Source organism: Streptomyces milbemycinicus, from assembly GCF_002154605.1.
Classification (GTDB): domain Bacteria; phylum Actinomycetota; class Actinomycetes; order Streptomycetales; family Streptomycetaceae; genus Streptomyces; species Streptomyces milbemycinicus.
In genome coordinates this window covers 1-21,512 of sequence record NZ_MUNE01000188.1, presented here as the reverse complement: position 1 = coordinate 21,512, position 21,512 = coordinate 1, and the positions used below count along the sequence as shown (strand labels likewise).

The 21,512-nt window shown below is 69.7% G+C and carries 15 protein-coding genes and 1 pseudogene; 8 read left to right on the top strand and 8 right to left on the bottom strand.

The window, feature by feature from the left end; all coding sequences use genetic code 11:
• Positions 1-206 precede the first annotated feature (206 nt).
• Both CCN51_RS16815 and CCN51_RS16810 read right to left on the bottom strand, forming a co-directional pair.
• Positions 207-1,304, bottom strand: a complete 1,098-nt coding sequence (locus CCN51_RS16815; protein WP_014181954.1) for a Gfo/Idh/MocA family protein — start codon at positions 1,302-1,304, stop codon at positions 207-209.
• Complete coding sequence (locus CCN51_RS16810) at positions 1,289-1,945, bottom strand: ThuA domain-containing protein (RefSeq protein ID WP_043492637.1); 657 nt, start codon at positions 1,943-1,945, stop codon at positions 1,289-1,291. The genes CCN51_RS16815 and CCN51_RS16810 overlap by 16 nt, the downstream gene beginning before the upstream one ends.
• Positions 1,946-2,385: 440 nt before the next feature.
• Between CCN51_RS16810 and CCN51_RS16805 the strand changes: the two genes are divergently transcribed.
• Positions 2,386-3,627, top strand: coding sequence for a glycoside hydrolase family 99 protein (locus CCN51_RS16805; RefSeq protein WP_043488225.1), 1,242 nt, complete (start codon positions 2,386-2,388; stop codon positions 3,625-3,627).
• Between the two features lie 39 nt (positions 3,628-3,666).
• Here CCN51_RS16805 and CCN51_RS16800 read toward each other — a convergent pair whose 3' ends face one another.
• The 4 genes from CCN51_RS16800 to CCN51_RS16785 form a co-directional block, all read right to left on the bottom strand.
• Positions 3,667-5,835, bottom strand: coding sequence for an ROK family protein (locus CCN51_RS16800; RefSeq protein WP_014181957.1), 2,169 nt, complete (start codon positions 5,833-5,835; stop codon positions 3,667-3,669).
• Positions 5,828-8,755 (bottom strand): alpha-mannosidase, encoded by a 2,928-nt coding sequence (locus CCN51_RS16795; RefSeq protein ID WP_014181958.1) that lies wholly within the window; start codon positions 8,753-8,755, stop codon positions 5,828-5,830. The genes CCN51_RS16800 and CCN51_RS16795 overlap by 8 nt, the downstream gene beginning before the upstream one ends.
• 330 nt (positions 8,756-9,085) lie before the next feature.
• Positions 9,086-10,372 (bottom strand): enolase C-terminal domain-like protein, encoded by a 1,287-nt coding sequence (locus CCN51_RS16790; RefSeq protein ID WP_014181959.1) that lies wholly within the window; start codon positions 10,370-10,372, stop codon positions 9,086-9,088.
• Between the two features lie 154 nt (positions 10,373-10,526).
• Positions 10,527-11,321: an IclR family transcriptional regulator gene (locus tag CCN51_RS16785; RefSeq protein WP_014181960.1), complete on the bottom strand. Its 795-nt coding sequence runs from the start codon at positions 11,319-11,321 to the stop codon at positions 10,527-10,529.
• Positions 11,322-11,469: 148 nt separating this feature from the next.
• On the opposite strand from CCN51_RS16785, the gene CCN51_RS16780 reads away from it, so the two are divergent.
• From CCN51_RS16780 to CCN51_RS16760, 5 genes are read left to right on the top strand one after another with little or no spacing between them, the layout of a single operon-like run.
• Positions 11,470-12,861, top strand: a complete 1,392-nt coding sequence (locus CCN51_RS16780; protein WP_014181961.1) for an ABC transporter substrate-binding protein — start codon at positions 11,470-11,472, stop codon at positions 12,859-12,861.
• Positions 12,858-13,835, top strand: a complete 978-nt coding sequence (locus CCN51_RS16775; protein WP_014181962.1) for a carbohydrate ABC transporter permease — start codon at positions 12,858-12,860, stop codon at positions 13,833-13,835. The genes CCN51_RS16780 and CCN51_RS16775 overlap by 4 nt, the downstream gene beginning before the upstream one ends.
• Positions 13,832-14,710 (top strand): carbohydrate ABC transporter permease, encoded by an 879-nt coding sequence (locus CCN51_RS16770; RefSeq protein WP_078610790.1) that lies wholly within the window; start codon positions 13,832-13,834, stop codon positions 14,708-14,710. The genes CCN51_RS16775 and CCN51_RS16770 overlap by 4 nt, the downstream gene beginning before the upstream one ends.
• Complete coding sequence (locus tag CCN51_RS16765) at positions 14,710-15,558, top strand: NAD-dependent epimerase/dehydratase family protein (protein WP_014181964.1); 849 nt, start codon at positions 14,710-14,712, stop codon at positions 15,556-15,558. The genes CCN51_RS16770 and CCN51_RS16765 overlap by 1 nt, the downstream gene beginning before the upstream one ends.
• 5 nt (positions 15,559-15,563) lie before the next feature.
• Complete coding sequence (locus CCN51_RS16760; RefSeq protein WP_014181965.1) at positions 15,564-16,658, top strand: glycoside hydrolase family 99 protein; 1,095 nt, start codon at positions 15,564-15,566, stop codon at positions 16,656-16,658.
• Positions 16,659-16,737: 79 nt separating this feature from the next.
• Here CCN51_RS16760 and CCN51_RS16755 read toward each other — a convergent pair whose 3' ends face one another.
• Positions 16,738-18,621 carry a discoidin domain-containing protein gene (locus CCN51_RS16755; RefSeq protein ID WP_014181966.1) on the bottom strand — a complete coding sequence of 628 codons (1,884 nt, stop codon included), beginning with the start codon at positions 18,619-18,621 and terminating at the stop codon, positions 16,738-16,740.
• 325 nt (positions 18,622-18,946) lie between these two features.
• Positions 18,947-19,954: a LacI family DNA-binding transcriptional regulator gene (locus tag CCN51_RS16750; protein WP_014181967.1), complete on the bottom strand. Its 1,008-nt coding sequence runs from the start codon at positions 19,952-19,954 to the stop codon at positions 18,947-18,949.
• Positions 19,955-20,305: 351 nt separating this feature from the next.
• Here CCN51_RS16750 and CCN51_RS16745 point away from each other — a divergent pair, with 351 nt between their 5' ends.
• Positions 20,306-21,241, top strand: a complete 936-nt coding sequence (locus CCN51_RS16745) for a DUF1996 domain-containing protein (protein ID WP_405380678.1) — start codon at positions 20,306-20,308, stop codon at positions 21,239-21,241.
• A 41-nt stretch (positions 21,242-21,282) separates the two neighbouring features.
• Positions 21,283-21,512: pseudogene (locus CCN51_RS16740) on the top strand (hypothetical protein); the annotation flags it as partial.

Below are 21,512 nucleotides of genomic sequence, written 5' to 3'. Positions count from 1 at the left end.
GGTGCCGCAAGGCCCTCGGCCACCGGTACGGGTTCACCGGGGGTGGACCAGATCTCCACGGCGAGGGGTGTCGTGAGGGGGTGGACGGCCGGCCGGATGCGCTCTCTGAGGACGCGCTCCAGGCGTGCTTCGACCAGCTTCCGGTCGTCGTGCATAAAAGGGGTCTCCTGTTGCTGCGAGCGGGCGAGAGGTGGCGAGGGTGTCGTTCAGTGACCGTGCACCGGGGCGGGGCGCTCGCAGGAGCTGGTCACCAGGAGGGCTCGGTCCTGGGCCGCTGCGTCCGTGAGGGTGAGCATGATGTCCAGGACGTGTGCGGCGAGTTCGGCCGACGCTCGGTGCGGTCGTCCGGCCGACAGGGCATCGGCCAGGTCGGCGAGGCCCACGCCGCGTCCCGCGTCCGGGTAGCCGGCGGAGACGGGCAGCGTCTTCCAGCCGTCTCCGCCGTGGATCTCGACGGCGCCGTCGAAGCCGTTCGGGTCGGGCAGGGACAGCGAGGCGTCGGTGCCGTGAACCTCGATGCGCGGCAGCCGCGCGGCGTGGATGTCGAAGCTCATCACGAGCGTGGACAGGGCTCCACCCGCGTGCTCCAGGACACCGGTGATGTGGGTGTCCACCTCCACCGGGAAGATGTGCCCGGCGCGCGGGCCGCTGCCGATCGTGCGCTGTGCGCGCGGTCGGGAGGACGCGCCGGTCACCTTGACCACCGGGCCGAGCAGGTGGACCAGGGCCGACAGGTAGTAGGGCCCCATGTCGAGCAGTGGGCCGCCGCCCGGCTGGTAGTAGAACTCCGGGTCCGGATGCCACTTCTCATGGCCCGCGGTGGTCATGAACGCGGTGGCCGCGACCGGCCTGCCGATGAGACCGTCGTCCACCGCCTTGCGCGCGGTCTGGGTTCCGGTGCCGAGGACCGTGTCGGGCGCGCAGCCGACCCGCAGGCCTGCCGTGCGTGCCGCCTCCAGCACGGCGTCGGCCTCCTGTCGGTTGGCCGCCAGGGGTTTCTCGCCGTACACATGCTTGCCCGCGCCGAGCGCCGAAAGGGCGACCTCAGCGTGCACGGCCGGGATCGTCAGGTTGAGCACGGCGTCCACGTCGTCCCGGGCCACCAGGTCGGCCACGGACTCCGCGACGGTCGGCTCTCCGCCGCCCGGGGCCCGCTCCGCAACGGCCTGGGCGCGGCTGCGGTCGAGGTCGGTGACGGCGGTCAGCCGCAGCGAGGTCAGGCGCTCCAGCGTCGCGAGGTAGGCGCCGCTGATCTTTCCCGCGCCCACGATGCCGATGTTCAAAGGCTTCAGCGGCTCGCCCACAGCAGTCCCCTTTCGGTCAGCGTGCGCACCTCGGGCACGTCGAAGTCGTCGGGCTTGTGCCCGATGGTCGAGACGAAGACCCGGCCCGCGCCCCAGGTCCTGGTCCACACGGCGGGCATCACCGCGGGCCGGTCCCGCAGGTCGTCGGCCGCGAAGGTGGTGGTGGCGAGGACGTCGATGTGCGGGTCGGTGAGCACCCAGTACTGCTCGGTGTGCACGGTGAAGTCGTGCAGGCCCTCGATGACGGGATGGTCGGCTCGCTCGGGCAGCAGGCGCACGGTGTGGTCGTGGAAGCCCGGCGGGTGCATCACGAACTTGCCGCCGGTCAGCAGGTGGTAGCCGTGGTCGTGGAAGGAGTCGACGATGCCTCCGTGCCAGCCGGCGAGGCCGGTGCCCGAGCGCACCGCCACAGCGAGGTTTTCGCTCTGCTCGCGGGTGATGGTCCCCATCGTCCAGCACTGCACGATCAGGTCGGCAGCGGCCAAACGCTCCGCGTCCTCGTACACGGCGAGTTCCTCGGAGGTTTCTACGGTGAATCCGCGGTCCTTGAGGAACGGTACGAAGCTGTCGCTGATCGTCACGGGCTGATGCCCGTCCCAGCCGCCACGGACGACGAGCGCCCGCCGGATGTCGCTGGTCAAGGTGATGACACGCTCCCATCGGCGCCGCAGGGTGGAGTGCGGCGGTCGGAGTCGGATGAAGTCGCTCAACGGGTCGTCGCGACCCAGCAGAAGTTGGCGCTGAGCAGACGCAACGGGCGCAGCATGTTGAGAAGCTACGAACCGCCGTTGCATTTTGTCAATACGTTGGATGAAGCATGGGGGGGACCGCGCCCCCCGAGTCGACGGAGGTCTTGTTCACGCCTACCGACTCAGGTGTCAGGCCACTTATTTTCCACTCCCAACTCAATTCCTACCGGCAACCAGAATTCACTTTGACCAGTTGCCGTTTCGCCGGAGAAATGCCCGCGCCGACCATTGACGCCGGGCAGCACACTGGTTTTGCTGACACGCGGAGAAATACCACGCCCCCACTCCCCCAACCCCACTGGAGGAACTCCGTGGCCGTCACCAGACGCAGAATGATCGGCGGCGCGATCGCCGCGACCGCGGGCCTGGGCACTGTGGCCGGACTGACGCGGGCCGACGCGGCCGAGAGCGCGGGGGCTCAGCCCGCCGCCAGCGGGCCGGGCGATGTCGTGGGCAAGATATCTGTCGGCTATCAGGGCTGGTTCGCCTGCACAGGTGACGGCTCCCCCATCAACAGCTGGTGGCATTGGAGCAGGGACAAGAGCCAACCTCCGTCGCTGTCCAACACAACCATCAAATCATGGCCCGATATGTCCGATTACCAGCGCGGGTTCACCACCGCGTACCCGAACCTCAACAGCGGCAGGCCCGCTCAGCTCTTCACATCGTGGGACCAGCAGACCGTCGACACGCACTTTCGCTGGATGCGCTCGAACAACATCGACACGGCCGCTCTTCAGCGTTTCAACCCCTTCGGCGACGAGGGTCCGACGCGTGACGGGATGGCGCAGAAGGTGCGTCAGTCGGCCGAGGCCAACGGGCGCAAGTTCTACATCATGTACGACGTCACCGGCTGGACGTCCATGCAGTCCCAGATCAAGCAGGACTGGACGGAAAAGATGAAGGCGCATACGGCGTCCAGCGCTTATGCGCGACAGAACGGCAAGCCGGTGGTGTGTATTTGGGGGTTCGGCTTCAACGACTCGGGGAGACCATTCGAGCCGGGGCCGTGCAAGGACGTTGTGGACTGGTTCAAGGCACAGGGCTGTTATGTGATCGGCGGTGTGCCCACGCATTGGCGCACCGGTACCGAGGATTCACGGCCCGGATTCTCCGCCGTGTACCACTCGTTCGACATGATCTCCCCGTGGATGGTGGGGCGTATCTCCAGCGCTTCCCAGTCCGATGACTTCTTCACCAACATCAATACGCCGGACAAAGCGGATTGTGATGCGCACGGCATCGATTATCAGCCGTGCGTGATGCCGGGCGATCTCCAGGAACGCCACCGGCGGCACGGTGATTTCATGTGGCGGCAGTTCTACAATATGGTGCGGCTGGGTGCGGCCGGCATCTACATCTCCATGTTCGACGAGTTCAACGAGGGCAATCAGATCGCCAGGACAGCGGCGACCGCGGCCGATGTGCCGTCGGGTTCGGGGATCTGGGCGCTCGACGAGGACGGGACGGCGTGCTCGTCCGACTACTACCTGCGGCTGACCGGTGACGGCGGCCGAATGCTCAAGGGGCAGATCGCTCTCACCCCCAACCGGCCGACCTCACCGACCGCTTGAGGTCGGCCGGGGCTGAGGCGGGGCGCTCCCTCCCCTGCCTCAGCCCCGCTCGCGTCCCTTCAGGCGCGGTGTGAACGTCGCGTGGAACAGTGTCGACGCGGCGCCCACCGCGGCGGCTTCCGCGCTCAGCACCGAGCGCTCCACGTGGACGCGCCGCAACCGGCGGGCGGTGGGGAACTCATTGACGGCGCGGCCGATCTCCTCCAAGTAGCAGTCGGCGACGTCGTCGGTGAAGAACGGGCCGCCCAGGACGATCAGGTCGATGTCGAGAAGATCGACGAGCCCCAGGGCTCCTCGTCCGACGGCACGTGCCACTTCGCGCAGGGCGGCGGTGGCGGCCGGGTGTCCGGCCGCGGCCGCGCGCCCGACGGCGCGGTATGCCTCGGTGCTGCTGTGCTCCGTGCCGATGGTGTGCAGGCCGAGCCGCTCGGCGAACTGCGGCACGGACACGGGCGGGTTGCACTCGGGCAGGATCTCGGGCCGTCCGTCCGCGGCGACGCGGTCAAGGGCGAGCGCGCACAGCTGCCCGAACTCCCCCGCGTTCGCGCTGACTCCGCGGTAGAGGTCGCCGTTGAGGTAGAGGCCGGAGCCGACGCCGGTGCCGAGATAGAGGTAGGCGAAGTCCCGGGCCCTGCGGTCGCGCCCGATCCACCGCTCGCCCGCGGCGGCGGCGAGCGAGTCCTTCTCGATGAGGACCGGGCAGGGGAAGTGCTCCTTCAGCAGGTACAGCAGCGGCAGGTCCTGCCAGGCCCGCATCAGGGGCGGGCCGAGGACGGTGCCGGAGGCGATGTCGACCGGCCCCGGCACGGCCACGCCGACGCCGAGGAAGCCGTTGGGCTGAACGGCGCCACGCGCCTTGCCGAGCGCTTCATGGCCCACCTCGACGGCTTGTGCGACGAATTCGGCGGGGTCGATGTCGGCACTGATGGTGCGTGTGCACGTACACACGAGGGCTCCGTCGAGGTCGATCACGACGGCGGTGAGCACCTCCGGGTCGATGTGCAGGCCGAGCGCGTGCGCGGCGGAGCCGCACAGCCGTACCGGTGTGCGCGGCTTGCCGGAAGTGGCACGGCGCTGGGCGTCCTCCACGAGAAAGCCACGATCCAGCAGCGACCGGGCGATGCGGGACACGGACTGCTGGGTGAGGCCGGTCCGGTGGGCGATCTCGCCACGGGTGACGGTGCCGACGAGGCGTACGGTCTCGATGACCACGCACTCGTTGAAGGATCCGAGGTCGAGCTGGTTGACTCCGCTGAACGACGGTGCGTCCGGGGCGGGCCAACCGCCATCCGGACGGCTCTGGTGTTCGGCGACGCGCTCGCGCAGCCAGCGGACCGAGCGGCCGGCCGACTGTGCGGGGCGCTCGAGCGCCGCCACCAGGTCGAGGAAGACCCGGCGTGACGACTCGGGGTGGCTCGTGCTGTCCAGGGCGATCAGGGCATTGAGGAAACCGCGCCAGCTCGCCCGCACAGGCAGGTCGTGGTGGCTGACGAGCGATCCGGCGGGCCGCCGCTCATCGGTCGACCACAGCGTGACGGCGTGCAGGGTGATGTCCGCGTGCAGGGCCGCCGCGTCGGCGAGGAAGGCGCTGAACTCCTGGTCGTCCGAGGCGGGTTCCAGGCGCAGGGTGTCCAAGGCCCGGTCGAGTCCGGCCAGCACTTCGGCGTCGATCACGGTGACCGCGGCCGCGGGCCTCGGGGCCTCCGTGCGGGTGCCGACGAGCAGGACGCCGCGGTCGGCGTCGCCGTACAGGCCCATCACCCACGTATCGGCGCCGGGCAGTGGCGGACGGGTCGGGATGCGGGGGACGATCGGCTGGTCCGGCATGATGTTCCAGCGGCGGCGGATCGCCGCGACCGTGGCGTGGGAGACGCCGAGTTCGCGGGCGATGGCGCGGCTCGCGCCGCTGCCGCCGGGCGCGAGCAGGGTCCGGGTGACGACGTCCGCCTCGTCGACCGTGACGGGCCGTCCGGTGCGCCGGCGCTGTTCGAGCCCGGCGAGTCCGCCGCTGTACCAGCGGTGCCGCCAGGCGCCCACGGTCTGCCGGGACACGCCGAGGCGCCGTGCGATTTCCGCGTCGCGCCGGCCCTCCGCGGCCAGCAGCACGATCCGAGCGCGCAGCGCGAGGGGCCCGTCGGCCGCTGCCCAGTGGCGCAGCGTCGCCCGGGTCTGGGACGTCAGCGTGTCGACGTGGCGGGGATCAGGCACCGAGTGGCTCCTCGTCGGCCTCGGCCCGGCTGATCCTCAGGGTGCGGATCTCGAACGGGCGCAGTTTCAGGTGGATGTGGGGTCCGTCGTGGGCGTGCGGGACTGCGTTCTCCTCGATCAGGTCGGTCGTGCACGCTTCGGCGACGGCGAAGTCGGCGGTGAGCGTGGTCCGCGCAGCGTTGCCGCCGGCTTCGTACAGACGTACGACGACGTCTCCGCTGCGGTCCTCAGCGAGCTTCACCGTCTCCACGACGACGTCCGGGTGGTCGACGCGGACCAGCGGACGCAACGACGACGCTCCGTCCGACAGACGCAGGGGCGTGTCCAGGCGGTAGCCGTCCGCGACGGCGTCGCCGACTGTGGCGCCGGGCCGCACGGTGTGCCGGAAGCGGTGCACTCCCCGGTCGGCGTGCGGGTCAGGGCTGTGCGGGGCGCGGAGCAGGGTGTGCCGCAGCGTCGTGTCCGTGCCGCCGTCGCACCGTTCGCGTCGGACGACGTCGTGGCCGTGGGTGACGTCGCCGGCGAAGCCGGCCGTCCACGTGGGGGCGTCGATGTGGACCCAGCGCTGCGCCGCCCGTTCCTCTCCGTCGCCGGGTGCGTGCACGGTGTGGCCGAAGGCGATGCCGCAACGTACCTGTGATGCTTGCCCGTTGAGCGGCCACGTCTGTTTGAGGGTGGTGTCGCGCTCGCGCCAGTCGACCTCGGTGTCGACCGTCAGCGAGGGGCCGCCCGCGGTCAGCGTCAGATCCTGTGTGAAGACGGAACGGCCGTTTCCGCGGCGTACCCGCACCGTGGCCACCAGCGGCCCGTTCGCGAGAAGTTCGACGTCCTGCGCGTGGATCAGGTCCCGGCGCGTCCGGTCGCTGCCGAGCGCGAGTGTGCGGGCAGGGTCGGCGACCGGCTCGTCACGGTGGAGTTCCAGCAGATTTCCGCGGCCGCCGGGGGCGATGGCTTCGTGACCCGTGGCCGGGTCCACGAGGGAACGCACGAGACCGTCGCCGTCGATGGTGACGCGCACCAGGCCGTTGTCGAGGACGCGGTGCCCCTCGCGGGTGCGGCGGGCCGTGACCGGTGCCGTGCCGTCCAGTGCGATGCCCACCGGGCCGCTGCCGTGGGCGGGCGCCTGGGCGAGCACGGCGCACCGCCCGTCGGGCAGACCCTGGGCGACGGCGGCGCCCTCGACCACGCCGTCCAGCAGGACGACCTCGCGGCGGGCGAACGGTGCCGCGTTGTGCACGGCGATGTCCCCGCTCGGCCCGAGCGCGCGGTGGACGAGCCTGGTGAGCCTGCGCGCGGCCTGGTGGTGCGCATCCTCGGCGTCCTGGCGGGCGCGGGCTACCGCGGCGCCGGCGAGGACATCGTGGCTCTGCTGAGTGAGCACCGACTTCCAGATGCGGTTCAGTGCGTCGTACGGATAGGGAGTGCCGCGCCGCACCGCTGCCGTCGCCGACCACAACTCCACCTCGTGGAGCAGCACCTCGCACATCCGGTTGCCTCGCTTGGTGCGCGCCTGGCTGGTGTACGCGCCCGCATGGGGGGCGAGGTCGAGGGCGCCGCGCATCCTGGCGCCGACGTCCGCGTCGTGTGCGGGGTGCAAGGTGTGTGACGGCGGGCCGTCCAGGTCCGCAAGGCGGCGGGCCCGCTCCAGTGTGGCACGGTCGGGGTTGCGCAGGGTGTGCAGGGACCGGGCAGAGGCGTCGTCGCTCTCGGGGCCGGCTGCACGGCCCGTAAGGCGGGTGAGCATGACGGTGCCGTCGATGCCCTCCCAGGCGAAGGTTGACCGCGATCGCGATTCGTCCCGTCGGGAGACCAGCAGCCCGTGCGCGCCCGCGGCCCTGGCGATCTGCGGCAGGGCCGGCGAGACACCGTCCGTGTCGGTCAGCCAGACACCGTCGCTGTCGGCGCCGAACTCGCCGCGGAGAAAACGACGCCCGTGCACGAACTGCCGTACCAGCGACTCCGATCCGGCAAGTTCGGTGTCGGCCTGCGCCCACAGTCCGCCGACGGGCAGCCAGGCGCCGTCGGCGACCATCTTGCGCAGCCGCTCGAAGACATGCGGCTCGTGCTGCTTCATCCAGGCGTAGTGCTGCACCGCGGGCGCGACGGAGACGAATCCGGGGTACTCGTCGGCAAGCGCGACGAGCGTGCTGAAGTCACGGGCGCAGGCACGGACCGCCTCGTGCAGGGGCACGGCGCCGAGCGAGGCGGGTGCGCTCTCTCCCACCACAAGGACGGGACGGCTCGACGGCTCGACGGCGCGGGCGAGTTCGGGCGCGAGCACGGCGCATGCGGCGGAGGCGGTGCGGCCGACGGCACGCGGGTCGACGGCGTCCATCGCGCGCTCCAGGGCGTCGCGGATGCGGGTCGCACGCGGTACGTCGTCGGACAGCGAGAGCTGCAGTCGATGCAGCGCCCGTATGTCGTGCGACAGCCGCCACACCGCCTCGTCGCGCACGGCGAGGTCGGCACGGCCCACCCGCAGCGGCAGGGCATCAGCTGCGGCCGCGCTGACGGAGGCCTCGACGAAGAGTCGTACGTCGTCGTCTCCATGAGCGCGCCCGGCGACGAGGACCGGGTCCGGATGCGCGGCGCCCAGTCCTTGCAGCGGCGCTCCGTACGCGTCGCGGACGAGCGCCTGCGACCTGGCGCCTTCCCCACCGCCCAGGTCGAGGACCGCCTCGACGCGACGGCCCGCCCAGCGCTTCGGCACGGTCGCCCGGAGCGTGAACCAGGAGGTCGACCACGGCTGCCCCCATGTGTCGCCCACGGAGAACGGTTCATAGTCGGCGCGCAGGGCGACATGTGCCGGCACAGGCTCGCCCGGCAGATGCCAGGCACCGACATCGAAAGGGATGCGGAGCGGGTACAGCGCCGGTCGCAGCCTTTGGGCGAGGAATGCGGCTATGCGCTCTTCGAGCATGGGCGGTCCCCTTCGCGTCCAGCCAGTAACCGCTATGTAAAACCATGTGTGTTATCAAGTCAACGCTTCGCACCGGCTCCCTTGAATTGCAGATGAGAGCCGGGGGGATTTCTTTTGTCAGGGGACTTAGATTCCAAATCCAAGGTCGTCCGTAAAGAAAAGGACTGACGTTTCGGGAATACGAGCGCGACGAGAGCACACCCAGTGGGAGTGCTCTCGTCGCCACGCCCCAGCTTCACCTGGGGATTTGGGGCACCGGTGCTCGGTGCCCCAAGTCAAATCGATGGACTTATGGGGGCTCCGTAGGGCTCCCCTGTATGCGCGACGGGCTCAGGGCCGTTGCACACTGCCGTCGGTGTTGCGCAGCAGCGCCCACCGGTCGTGGCCGAGAGGCTCGGGCACGGGGTGGCGCCGGGCCGCAGCCTCGTCGAAGTCAACGCCGTGGCCTGGCACTCCGGAGGGCACAAGCAGCCCACCGTGTGCCACCACGGTGCCGGGGAACACTTCGTGCACCGGCTCCTTGAAGACGGCTGCCTCCTGAACGCCGAAGGCCTGGCTGCTGACGTCCAGTGCGAGGGTCGCGGCCTGGGCGACGGGGCTGACGTCCGCCGGTCCGTGCGGGGCAAGGCGGACCCCGTGCAGTTCGCAGAGGGCTGCCAGCTTCCGGGCAGGAGTCAGGCCACCGAGCGTGGGGATGCGCACGCGCGCGAAATCGATGTCCGGTCCCCTCAGGACCGCCACGAACTGCTGTGGGTCGCTGAAGAGTTCACCCACGGCGAGGGGAACGGGCGAGACGGCGTGCAGCCGTGCGAAGTGTGCAGCATCCTCGGGGGCGAGCAGGTCCTCGACGAAGTACAGGCCGATGTCCTCGACACGGCGCAGAAAGTCCGCAGCCTGGCGAGGATCGAGCCGTTCGTGCACATCGTGCAGCAATTCGACGTCGTCGCCCACGAGCTCGCGCACCCGTGCCAGCACCCGGGGGACGGTTCGCAGATACGCCGCGGAGTCCCACGGCACCCGGCGCTCGCGCACCGCCTGCGGATCACCACCACCACCTGCCCCGTATGCGTCCGAGCCCGGCACCGCGGCCTGGATTCGCACATGCCGGTATCCGCGCTGCCGGGCCGCGCCCACCTTGTCGGCGATCTCCTCGGCGTCGGCTCCGTCGACATGGGTGTACGCTTCGGCGCCGGTGCGCACGCGGCCGCCGAACAGGGAGTGCAGCGGGACACCCAGGCGCTTCGCCTTGAGGTCCCACAGGGCCACATCGATGCCACCGAGGGCGTTTCCGGTCAGTGAACCGCCGCGCCAGTAGGCGCTGTTGAGGATCAGCCGGTGCAGGTCTTCGATGTCGTCAGGATCGCGCCCGGTGAGCAGCGGGGCGAGGTAGTCGTCGAGGACCGAGCGGACGGCAAGGGTGCGCTGTGGATCGCTGGCGCAGCCCAGACCGTACAGCCCTGGCTCGTTGGTCTCGACGCGGACGATGAGATGGGGGCAGCCGTGCGGGGCGGTCAGGAAGGTGCGGACGGCCGTGATGCGGATCTTGGACCCGCGCTCATCGACCCAGGGGGCCGGAGCGAGCAGGCGGGCGGGGGCGAGGGCATCAGGGTGCGCCATACGGACTCCAGCATTCGAGTAACAGAATGACGTACTGCTATCCGAACGTATGGAGCGGGGATCCGTTTTGTCAACGGCCGCACAGATATGGCACTTGAGGGCCGGGGGCGCGAGCTCCCGGCCCTCAAGCGCCCGTGGCGCCGTGCGGGTGCGCTCAGTGCTGGCCGAGGCGCTTGAGGAGCATGCTCAGCGAGTGCGCCGCCTCGGTCACCGCCTGGGCCACTTCCTCGATCCGGTCGTCGCCCATCCTGCTGCGCGGCGCCGAGCAGCTCACCGCGTCACCGCCGTCCGGGGACACGCCCAGCGGCACGGCGACGGACCGGATGTCCACCGCGTTCTCCCCGTCGTCCATGGCCCAGCCGCGTAGCCGCGCCTCCGCGAGTTCGGCCAGGAAGGCATCCGGGTCGACGACGGTGTCCGGCGTGAGTTTCTCCAGCGGCCAGGTGAGCCGGCGCTGCACCTCCGCCTGGTCCAACTGGGAGAGCACGGCCTTGCCCAATGCCGTGGCGTGCGCCGGCAGCCGATACCCGACCGCGGAGTACGTCCGCAGCGCGTGCCGTGACTCGCGCTTGGCGAGGTGGACGACGTGTGTGCCGTCGAGCCTGCCGAGATGCACCGCCTCGCCGGTCTCCTCGGCCAGGGCGTCCAGCACCGGCCCGGCCAGGCTCGCGACGTCGTCGCCGGCCAGATACGCGGTGCCGGTGAGCAGGGCCTTCAAGCCCAGGCTGTAGCGCGTACCGGACGGGTCGACGTCCACCCAACGCCTCGCCTGCATGGTGCGCAGGATCGCGTGCAGGCTGCTCTTGGGCACGGCCATCGCGCTCGCCATTTCCGCGAGCGAGAGGCGGGCGCCGTCCCGCCCGAGGAGTTCGAGGACCTCCAGGACCCGAGCCGCGGACTTGACCTCTTCGACCTTGCGGACCCCTGCGGCGTCCGTCACCGATTCCACTGCCCCTCCGCTTCCCGCCCAGATCCCTACTGGACCGTCACCCACGCTCAATCCCGCCCTGCGTCTTGACGCTATATCACGACGAGCCTAAGTTCAGTCACTCCAACGACATTCGGCCTTCTGAACGGTCGACCCTAGGTAGGGGTTCATGCGTATCTCAACTTCCCGCCAGGCCAAGTACGTCGCCACCGCCCTGGCCACCGCGCTGTCACTCAGCACCCTGACGGCTTGCGGCGGCAGCGGCTCCGGCGGCTCGGACGCCAAGAGCCTCAAGATGTGGACCTTCAAGCAGTCCCACGTCAAGGCTCTGCGCAACGCCGCCAAGGAGTTCAAGAAGGAGACCGGAATCTCCGTCAGCATCGAGGCATTCACCCCCGAAGAGACCTATATGACCAAGGTGCAGAGCGCCGCCAAGACCGGCGATCTGCCCGATGTCCTCGAGGTGCACTCCGACGGCGAGGACCGCGTCCTCGGCGCGGCCGGAATCGCCGTGGACCTGCGCGACGACTACAAGGGCGACTGGCTGAACGAGATCCAGCGCTCCGTGCACGAATCGGGCCTCGTCACGCCCCAGCGCTTCAAGAAGTCCCAGAACAAGGAGTCTTCGGACAATGGCATCAAGGAGGGCGCGCGCTACAGCGTCCCGCTGACCATCGGCACGTTCGGCATCGTCTACGCGAACAAGCAGAAGCTGGCCGACGCCGGGATCAAGCAGCCGCCGAAGACCTGGGAGGACCTGATCGCCGCCCTCAGGGCGACGACGAAGAAGGACCCGAAGAACGGCGGCCTCACCACAGGTCTCAAGGCCAGAGGCCCCGGCCTCAACTGGATACTCCAGCCCCTCGCCTTCGCCCAGCTCGGCAAGAAGGGCTACGAGGACCTGTGGGGCAAGGACAAGAGCGCCGACTTCGGCTCGCCGAACGGCGTCAAGGTGCTCTCCCAGTACAACCAGCTCACCCCGTACTGGACGCCCGGCACCCAGTCGCTCGACGTCGACCAGTCGGACCAGACCTTCGCCCAGGGCAAGGCGGCGTTCGACGTCGGCGGCACGTTCACCCTCGCCTTCCTGCAGCAGAGCGGCATGAACCCGGACGACGTCTACGCCTTCGGCCTGCCCGCGCCCAAGAGCGGCGCGGTCCCCGACCGGGCGCTGGCCCCGATGGCGCTCACCGGCATCACCCTCAGCTCGGCGAGCAGGCAGCCGGACAACGCCAAGAACTGGATGCAGTTCCTCTCCAGCAAGAAGGTCGCCGCCCAGTTCGCGCAGGACGCCACCGACCTGCCGGCCACGGACCTCGGCGCCGACACCGCAAAGGCGCTCGGCCCAACGCTCAACTCCATGGTCCAGAGCTTCAAGGGCACGCCCGAGACAACGTACGACCCCAACCTCAACCAGAACTTCCAGTCCCCCGGCTATGAGCAGAACGACGTCGGCGACATCCTCGCCGACCTGTCCCCGCTCAAGCGCGCCTCCGTCGAATCAACCGCGCGCAAGATCAGCAATCTGAACCAGTCGTACTGGAAGGCAGCCGGCCAGTGACGCTCCAGCCCACGCTTCCCGCGAGGGTGGAGAAGGACCGCACCACGCCGCCCAGGAGCGGGCCCTCACGACGCAGGGACAGCCGGTACGAGGCGCTCACGGGCTACCTGTTCGTCGCGCCGGCCGTCGTACTGTTCCTGGTGATGGGCCTGTACACGGTCGGCTACGGATTCACTCTGTCCTTCGCCAAGTGGAACGGCTTCGCCCCGAACTGGGAGTGGGTCGGCCTCGACAACTACAAAGACCTGTTGTGGCGCGACCCCGTGTACGCGCCCCGCGTCCGGCACGCCGCAGCCAACACGATCTGGGTGATGGTCGCGGCCCCCGTACTGACCGTTGTCGTCTCGTTTCCGCTTGCGGTGCTCCTCAACCAGGTCAAGCGGTTCCAGGGCGTCCTGCGCTCGGTCTACTTCCTGCCATACGTCACCAGCGGCGTCGCGGTGTTCTTCGCGTGGCAGTACATCCTCCAGCCGGACGGGGCCATCAACTCCCTGCTCAGCGGCCTGGGTCTGGGCTCACTGCAGCAACCGCAGGGCTGGCTCGGCAATCCCTCCACAGCCATGCCCACCATGATCATGATCACCGTGTGGGGCCATGTCCCCGTGGCGATGCTGCTGTATCTGACGGGTCTGCAGGGCATTGACCGCAGCATCCTCGAAGCCTCCGAACTGGACGGCGCGGGCTGGTGGCGCACCAACATGTCCGTGGTGTGGCCGCTGGTCAGGCCGATCACCGCGATCGTCCTGCTGCTGAATCTGCGCGAGGCGCTCCAAGGGTTCCAGACGTTCCTCGTGATGACCAACGGAGGCCCCGGAGACCACACCAATGTCCTCGGCCTGGAGGCATACCGGCTGGCCTTCCTCAAAAACCTCTCCCCCACCCTCGGCCTGGCAAGTGCCCTGGGCTGGCTCCTGTTCGCGGCCGCCCTCGTCCTCGCCCTGATCAACCTGCGAGCGCTGCGGAGCAAGACATGACAACGATATCAACGGCCCGGCCCCGCCCGGTCCGCCCCGCCCGACGAGCGCCATCCGGCCGCTCGTCGGCCCGGATCGTCGTGGGCGTGCTGCTCACCCTGTACGCGCTGGTCAGCGTCTACCCGTTCCTGTGGATGGTGTCGGCGGCGTTCAAGGACCAGGTCGAGGTGGTGCGCGGTGGTCATCTGATCCCGGACCACCCCACGCTCCAGACCCTGGTCGACACCTGGAACGAGCTGCACTTCTTCGACTTCTTCGTCAACAGCGTCCTGGTGACGCTGTACACGGTCGTGCTGACGGTGGTGTTCTACGCGGCGGCCGGCTACGCGTTCGCGGTGCTGCGCTTCCCAGGACGCGGTGCGCTGCAGAAGCTGTTCGTCGCGCTGCTGTTCGTACCGGGTGTGACGGTGATGCTGCCGATCGTGCTCCTGGAGAACAAGATGGGCATCCTCGGCACTCACTGGGGGCTGGTGCTTCCGTTCGTGAACGGCGGCGCGCCCCTGTCGATCCTGCTGATGACCGGGGCGTTCTCCGCGGTCCCCACGGAGCTGCGCGACTCCGCGCGGGTCGACGGCGCCGGCGAGCTGCGCATCTTCACACAGGTCTATCTACCGCTCGCCCGGCCCGCGTTGATCACCGTCGCCCTGCTCACGGCGATCCCCACCTGGAACGAGTACCTGCTGACCCGTGTGTCACTCAACGATCCGTCCAAGTACACCCTGCCCCTCGGACTGCAGGTGCTCTCCTCCGAGAACGTGCCGCACTACAACAGCCTGATGGCCGGCGCCCTCATCGTGGTGGTCCCCGTGGTCCTCCTCTTCCTGAGCCTCCAGAAGTACTTCGTCAACGGCCTGGTCGGGGCGGTGAAGGGCTGATGCATGTCCTGATCACCGGTGCCGCGGGACACATCGGCGTCCATGCCACCCGCGAACTGGTCTCCGCAGGACACGAGTTGACCCTCACCGACCGCGTGCCGTTCGACGCCCCTGCCCGTACCCGTGTCCTGATCGGCGATCTGCGGGACGCCGACCTCGTCCGCAAGGCGGTGGACGGCGCGGAGGCCGTCGTCCACCTCGGGGCGATCCCCCACCCGAACGCCGAGGACGGCAGCGCCCTGTTCGCCGCCAACTGCCTCACGGCCCACCGCGTCCTCGACGAGGCCGGACGGGCGGGCGCGCACCGCATCGTGGCAGCGTCCAGCCTGGCAGCCGTCGGTCTCGCCTGGTCGCCGATCCCCGTCTCACCCCGCTACGTCCCCCTGGACGAGGAGCACCCGACGCTCGTACGCGACCCGTACGGCTTATCCAAACTCGTCCTGGAGGAGACGGCCCGCAGCACACACCGACGCTGGGGCACGGACATCGTCTGTCTGCGCTTCCCCTTCACCGGGACCGGTCAGCGACTCACGGACCAACTGGTCCACATCGCGGCTGATCCCGGCGCCCACCGGCACGACCTGTGGGCCTGGCTCGACACCCGGGACGCGGCCGCCGTGATCCGCCGTGCCCTGGCTGCCACCGTCACCGGCTGCCACGTCCTCAACGTCGCGGCAGCCGACACCTCATCACCGCTGACCACCGACGAACTGCTCCATCAACACCACCCGGGCGTACCGGCGTTCGAGCCGCTGCCCGGCCGCGTTTCACTGATCGACACCAAGGCGTGCGCGGACCTGCTCGGCTTCACCCCGCGCCATTCCCGTCCGTCCGTCCAAGGAGAGTGACCCGGATGACCGCACGTCCCAGACCTCTGTCCCGGCGAGGATTCCTCGCCGCCGGCGCCGCTGCGACCACTGCCGTCGCAGCGGGTGCCGGCAGCGCCACAGCCGCCCCGGCACACAAGCCATCCGCACGCGCCCACATCTTCTACTACCCCTGGTACGGGAACCCGCAGGTGTACGGCGAGTGGCGGCACTGGCAGCAGGGCGAGCTGACCCCGCCCGAGGCGATCAGCTCCAACTACTACCCTGTGCTCGGCCCCTACGACTCCGGCGACCGGCGCGGCGCCGTCGACCGGCACATGCGCTGGCTACGGCAGGCCGGCACCGGCGTGCTGGTCAGCAGCTGGTGGGGGCAGGGCAGTTACGAGGACCGGATGGCACCGGTGGTCCTCGACGCCGCGGCCGCCGCCGGCCTCCAGGTGGCCTGGCACATCGAGCCGTACGAGGGCCGCGACGCCGCCTCGGTGGTCGCCGACATCCGCTATCTCACCGAGCACTACGGCGACCACCCGGCCTTCCACCGCGACGCGGAGCGCGGCGGGCGGTGCGCTTACTACATCTTCAACAGCCTTCTGACGGTGGACTGGTCGCCGCTTCACGAGGTCGACGACCGGGCGATCGTGATGGCCCAGACCTGGGACCTGTCCCGTATCGGGGACTTCGGCGGTGTGTACACCTACGACGCGATCGCCACGGCCAACAAGCCGGACTGGTCGCAGGTCGCCGCCTTCTGTGCGGAGCGCGGCATGGTGTGGGCGCCGTCGCTCGGCCCCGGTTACATCGACGACCGGGCCGTCCCCGGCAACACGACACCGACCCTGGACCGGGCGCAGGGACGGACGTACGACCTGGAGTGGGAGTACGCCATGTCCACCGGGAACTCGGGAGGCGTCCCGGACTGGGTGAGTATCACCTCGTTCAACGAATGGCACGAGGGCACCCAGATCGAACCGGCCACCGCCGACACTCCCGGCGCTCTCGACTACCTCTCGTACGAGGGTGCCTACGGCCGCAAGGGCGGCCGCGCGCGGACGGCCTACCTGGACCGGACGGCGTACTGGGTCACCCGCTTCGAGGCTGCCCACGCGCGGCAGCGGGACTGACGCACCGGCTGTTCCTGGCCCGGCCCCGGGCCGCGACGTTGCCGGTGCCCGGGGCTCTGCGCCCCGGGCACCGGGGGGCTCACCTCTTCTGCTCGACCCGGACCCAGTCGATCTCCGCCTGCACTCCCCCGGCGGCGATCTTGTCGACGCTGGACTGCGGCAGACCCCAGTAGGGGGTGGTGACCTGGTTCCAGCCGGCCGGGTAGGCGCCGCCGAGGGCGAGGTTCAGAATGACGTACTGGTTGCGGTCGAAGACCCATTGGCCCCGCGTGGACTCCAGCTTGTTGCGGGTCGTCTCCTGCACCAACCGGTCGTCGACGTAGAACCGCATGGTCGTCGGCGTCCACTCCACGGCGTATGTGTGCCACTGGTCGGCACGGCCGCCGCTCGGGTAGATCTGGCGCGCGCCGATGTTGCCGTCGGCGGAGTAGCCGGGTCCGTGCAGTGCGGTGCTGGTCCAGTCGGCGTAGCCGATGTTCTCCATGATGTCGGTCTCACCGGAGGAGGGCCACGACACGGCCGGGTCGTCGACATTGCTGCCGAGCAGCCAGAACGCGGGCCAGAAGCCGTCCCCGACGGGCAGTTTCATACGGGCGCTGACCCGGCCGTAGGTGAAGTCGAACTTGGTGTTGGTGTCGATGCGTCCCGAGGTGAAGTCGTAGGTGCCCCCGCCCGCCTGGGTGCAGCCCTTGCAGTGCTTCGCCCGCAGGATCAGGTTCCCTCCCTCCGTGCGGATGTTGTCGGCGGAGTCGACGTACGCCTGCGACTCGCCGTTGACGGAGCCCATCTCGGTGCCGGTCCTGACCACCCGCCACTTGGAGCGGTCCAGAGAGGCGCCGGTGAAGTCGTCGAAGAACGACGTCTGGTAGGTGCCGGACTGCTCGCCGGGCAGCGCCGGGTACGCGGCGGCGGCGCTGCCGCCGGTGCCCCATACCTGGAACTCGTACAGCGAGTAGCCGAACTGAGCGGTGGCCGGCGCCGGGTTGTAGAAGGAGCGCCGTTCCTTGCCCAGCATCCGGACATAGCGGCCGGTTGCGGGCTGGGACAGTCTGATGCTGTCGTGACGGCCGGTGGCCTCGGCCGGGGACTTCACATCGGCGCGCCGGGCGGCGACCTCGGACGCCGTGGGCTGATGGACGGTGCGCCAGGTTCGGTTGTCGTCGGAGACCTGGATCTCGTAGTCGACGGCGTAGGCCGCCTCCCAGTACAGATCGACCGTATCGATGGTGGAGGTGGCGCCGAGGTCCACGGAGACCCAGCGGCTCGCGTTCCAGTCGCTGGACCAGCGGGTCTGGTCGGCCTTGAGATCGGCGGGCCAGCCGCCGTCGGTGACGAAGGCCGGGGAGTTTCCGGCGTGCTGGTAGTAGTTGCTGTAGGCCGGGTGGTTCAGGGCCAGGTTGGTGCGGGTGGTGGAGGCCGGGGCGGGTGTCCCGCCGTAGACCCGGAACGAGTACAGCGAGTAGCCGTAGGGGGTGGCGCGTTCGACTCCGCGCAGCCGGACGTAGCGGCCGGTGACTTCCTGCGGGAAGGTGTGGGCGGTGACGGTGCCGCCGGTGCCCGCGGTCTCGGTGTAGAAGGGCGTCCAGTTGGTGCCGTCCCGCGACACCTCCAGGACGTACCTCTTGCCGTACGCGGCCTCCCAGTCCAGGACGACGCGGTCGACCCGGATGGTGGAGCCGAGGTCGATGCTCAGCCAGGCGTTGTCGGCGAAGTTGCTGGACCAGCGGGTGGCGCCGTTGTTGTCGAAGGCGAGGCCCGGCGCGGAGTCGGCGTTCTCGCTGCCGGAGGCGGTGACGGCACCCGGGTTGGCGGCGTAGGCCGCCGCGGCCCAGTCGGTGTCCCAGGCCGCGACGGCCACGGTGTCCTTGGGGGCGGCGAAGGTCGGACCTGTGACGAGGGACAGGGCCGAGGCGACGGCCAGGGCGGCCATGAGCGTGCGGGGGCGCGGGGCGCGGGAAGGCATACGGCTCTCCTCATTGCGGTGGGGGTGCCCGAAGGTGTGGTGGAAGGTGCTGTGGAGCGGGCAGTCGAGGGCTCCTGCCACCGGAAGGCCCGGGGCAGGATGATGCGCACGCCCGGGTGTGGGCGGTGTAGATCCTCAGGTGCGGGCGGCTTCTCCGGCGAGGAGCCGGGAGGCGACGCTTCCTGACAGTGGGCGGCCGGAGCCCGCCCGACGGTCGGTCGGTCGGTCGGTCCCGGACGGTCAACCCGTCGGACGGTCGGTCCCATGCGGTCGGCCCCGGACTGTCAGCCCGGAGGGCCGGCCCCGTACGGCCGACGCCCGGCGATCAGCCCGCCGTGGCCGGCGCCGACTGCCGTACGACGAGTTCCGTGGGCAGGACGACGGGCGCTGCCGGGGCCGTACCGCCCGCGAGCCGGGCGAGCAGCATCCCCGCAGCGGTTTCGCCCATCCGCCTCATCGGCTGCCGGACCGTGGTGAGCGAGGGCTCGGTCAGCGGTGCCATCGGGATGTCGTCGAACCCGATGACGGCCACGTCGTCCGGCACCCGGAGCCCCGAGGCGCGCAGGGCCGCCATCGCGCCGACCGCGCCGAGGTCGTTGTGCGCGAAGACCGCGTCGAAGTCCCGTCCCTCACGGACCATTCGGCGTACGGTCTCGCGGCCGTCAACCTCGGTGAAGTCGCTCTCGACGACCAGACCGGAGTCGAGGGCGTGCCCGGACTCGGCGTACGTCGTACGGAACCCGGCAAGCCGGTCGCGTACACAGCCGAAGCGGGTCGGCCCCGTGAGGACGAGCGGCCGGCGGCGGCCCATCCTCAGCAGGTGCCGGGCCGCCGCTGCCCCGCCCTCGTGGTTGGCGGCGGTGACGTAGGGGAAGTCGGGGTGGTGGCCCCGGTCGTCGATGAGCACGACCGGAAGACCTTTGCGGTGCAGTGCCGTGAGCATGTCCAGGGTGTTCTCCGGCTCCACGACGAGCAGCCCGTCGAAGGCCCGCGCGGACACCTGGCTGGTGAACCGCTCGACGGACTCGGTGCCACGGTTGCAGGTGAACAGCAGCAGCCCGAACTCGGCCGCCTCCAAAGTGTCGACGACGCCCTGGACGACCTCGCCCATCCACGGCCAGGTCAGCGACGGGACGAGCATGCCGATGGTCCGGCTGCTCCCCCGGGCCAGGCCCACAGCACCCGAGCTGGGTACGTAGCCCATCCGGTCGATCACCTCACGGACCCGCGCGGCAGTCGACCGGTCCACCTCACTGCGGGTGTTGAGCACCCTGGAGACGGTCGTCTTGCTCACGCCCGCCACGCGGGCCACATCCGCGATGGTGACGCGCATCGCTACCTCCAGGGTCGGAGTCACTGCCCTCGACGTACGGCGGCAGCACCACGGAAGCGGTACCGGAACCGGTTCCGGCGCTGGTCGACGAGTGAACAGCACTGTCATGGTGACGTCAATACTTGGCGTCAGAAGTGGTACGGCGCGGGGAGCGTGACCCGGCGGTGGCGCGACGTCCGCGCGATTGCCTTGAAGTCTTGAAGTCATTGAGGGTCGCTGATGGAGCAATGTCTACGAGAAGTATTGACGTTTGCATGACATGCGGTTTCACTCACGGAACAGGCCCTGGAACCGGTACCGGAACCGGTTCCACACCATCCGCGTTTCCCCACAACACGGAGGAGGAGTGCCGTGTTAGGCAGATCCCCCCGCACCTCTGACGAGCGTCACCCGAGACCGCGCAGGAACCGCCGGCCGGTCGTCCTGGCGGTGCTCGGCCTGGTACTGACCATGCTCTACGCCGGTTCGGCACCGGCGAGCGCCGAACGTGGCGGCGCAGACCCGGCCGCCGCCGGGCCCGAGGTCGTCCGCGTGGCGGAGTTCCTCGCCGAGTGCCCGTACAGCCACCGTCTCCCGGACGACCCGATCGTCTACCCCGGGCTGCCCGGCGCCTCGCATATGCACAGCTTCTTCGGCAGCCGAGTGACGAACGCCCACACCAATGTGACCGACCTGGTGGGCTCCGCGAGCACCTGCGGTCCGGCCGTGGACACCTCGTCCTACTGGGTGCCGACGCTCTACCGGAACGACCAGCCCGTCGAACCCACCGGCACCACCTTCTACTACCTCGGCGAGGGGGTGCGTGACGATGTCATCGCACGCATCAAGCCCCTTCCCCTGGGCCTGCGGATCGTCGCGGGCAACGCCAAGGCGACCGGTGTGGACGACCCCAGCTCCATCGCCCGCTGGTCCTGTCTGCACCATGGCGAAGTGAATCCCTCCAAGGACTTCGTCACGTGCCCGGCCGACTCGATGCTGGAGTCGTACCTCGACTTCCCGCAGTGCTGGAACGGCAAGGACCTGGACTCCGCCGACCACAAGAGCCACATGGCCTACCCGGTGAACGGTGACTGTCCCGCCAGCCACCCGGTGCCGGTACCCAAGCTGCGGCAGGTGCTGCGGTATCCGGTGACGGGCAGCACCCAGGGGCTGCGGCTGGCCTCCGGGCCCGGCTACACCATGCACGGCGACTTCTTCAACGCCTGGCCCGAGCAGGAAATGGCACGACGGGTGGCCAACTGCATCAACCCCATCATCAAGTGCGGGGCGGACGGCAACCCGTCCTGATCCGCAACGCACGGCAACGGGCACGGTGAAAGGATGCCGTCATGACGGGACCCGCGATGCGACTCGGCCGCCCCGGCACGACCCTGGTCCTCGCGGCGACGCTCAGTGCCCTGGCCGTGTGCGGATGTGCCGGCCCCGAAGAACGGACCGGCACGTCCGGCGCGGCGGCGACCGCGGCCGACTCCCCCACCACCTCGTCGCCCACGGCGGCCGGACCGGGGACGCTCAACCCCACGGACCTCGCCTGGCTCCAGCTGCAGCTGGCCATGGA

Bases quoted from the DNA above. Each gene is read 5' to 3' on its own strand.
- CCN51_RS16805 (WP_043488225.1), top strand. From the start codon at position 2,386: ATGATCGGCGGCGCGATCGCCGCGACCGCGGGCCTGGGCACTGTGGCC.
- CCN51_RS16755 (WP_014181966.1), bottom strand. From the start codon at position 18,621: ATGCCTTCCCGCGCCCCGCGCCCCCGCACGCTCATGGCCGCCCTGGCC.
- CCN51_RS16790 (WP_014181959.1), bottom strand. From the start codon at position 10,372: ATGGCGCACCCTGATGCCCTCGCCCCCGCCCGCCTGCTCGCTCCGGCC.
- CCN51_RS16750 (WP_014181967.1), bottom strand. From the start codon at position 19,954: ATGCGCGTCACCATCGCGGATGTGGCCCGCGTGGCGGGCGTGAGCAAG.
- CCN51_RS16765 (WP_014181964.1), top strand. From the start codon at position 14,710: ATGCATGTCCTGATCACCGGTGCCGCGGGACACATCGGCGTCCATGCC.
- CCN51_RS16760 (WP_014181965.1), top strand. From the start codon at position 15,564: ATGACCGCACGTCCCAGACCTCTGTCCCGGCGAGGATTCCTCGCCGCC.
- CCN51_RS16795 (WP_014181958.1), bottom strand. From the start codon at position 8,755: ATGCTCGAAGAGCGCATAGCCGCATTCCTCGCCCAAAGGCTGCGACCG.
- CCN51_RS16770 (WP_078610790.1), top strand. From the start codon at position 13,832: ATGACAACGATATCAACGGCCCGGCCCCGCCCGGTCCGCCCCGCCCGA.
- CCN51_RS16780 (WP_014181961.1), top strand. From the start codon at position 11,470: ATGCGTATCTCAACTTCCCGCCAGGCCAAGTACGTCGCCACCGCCCTG.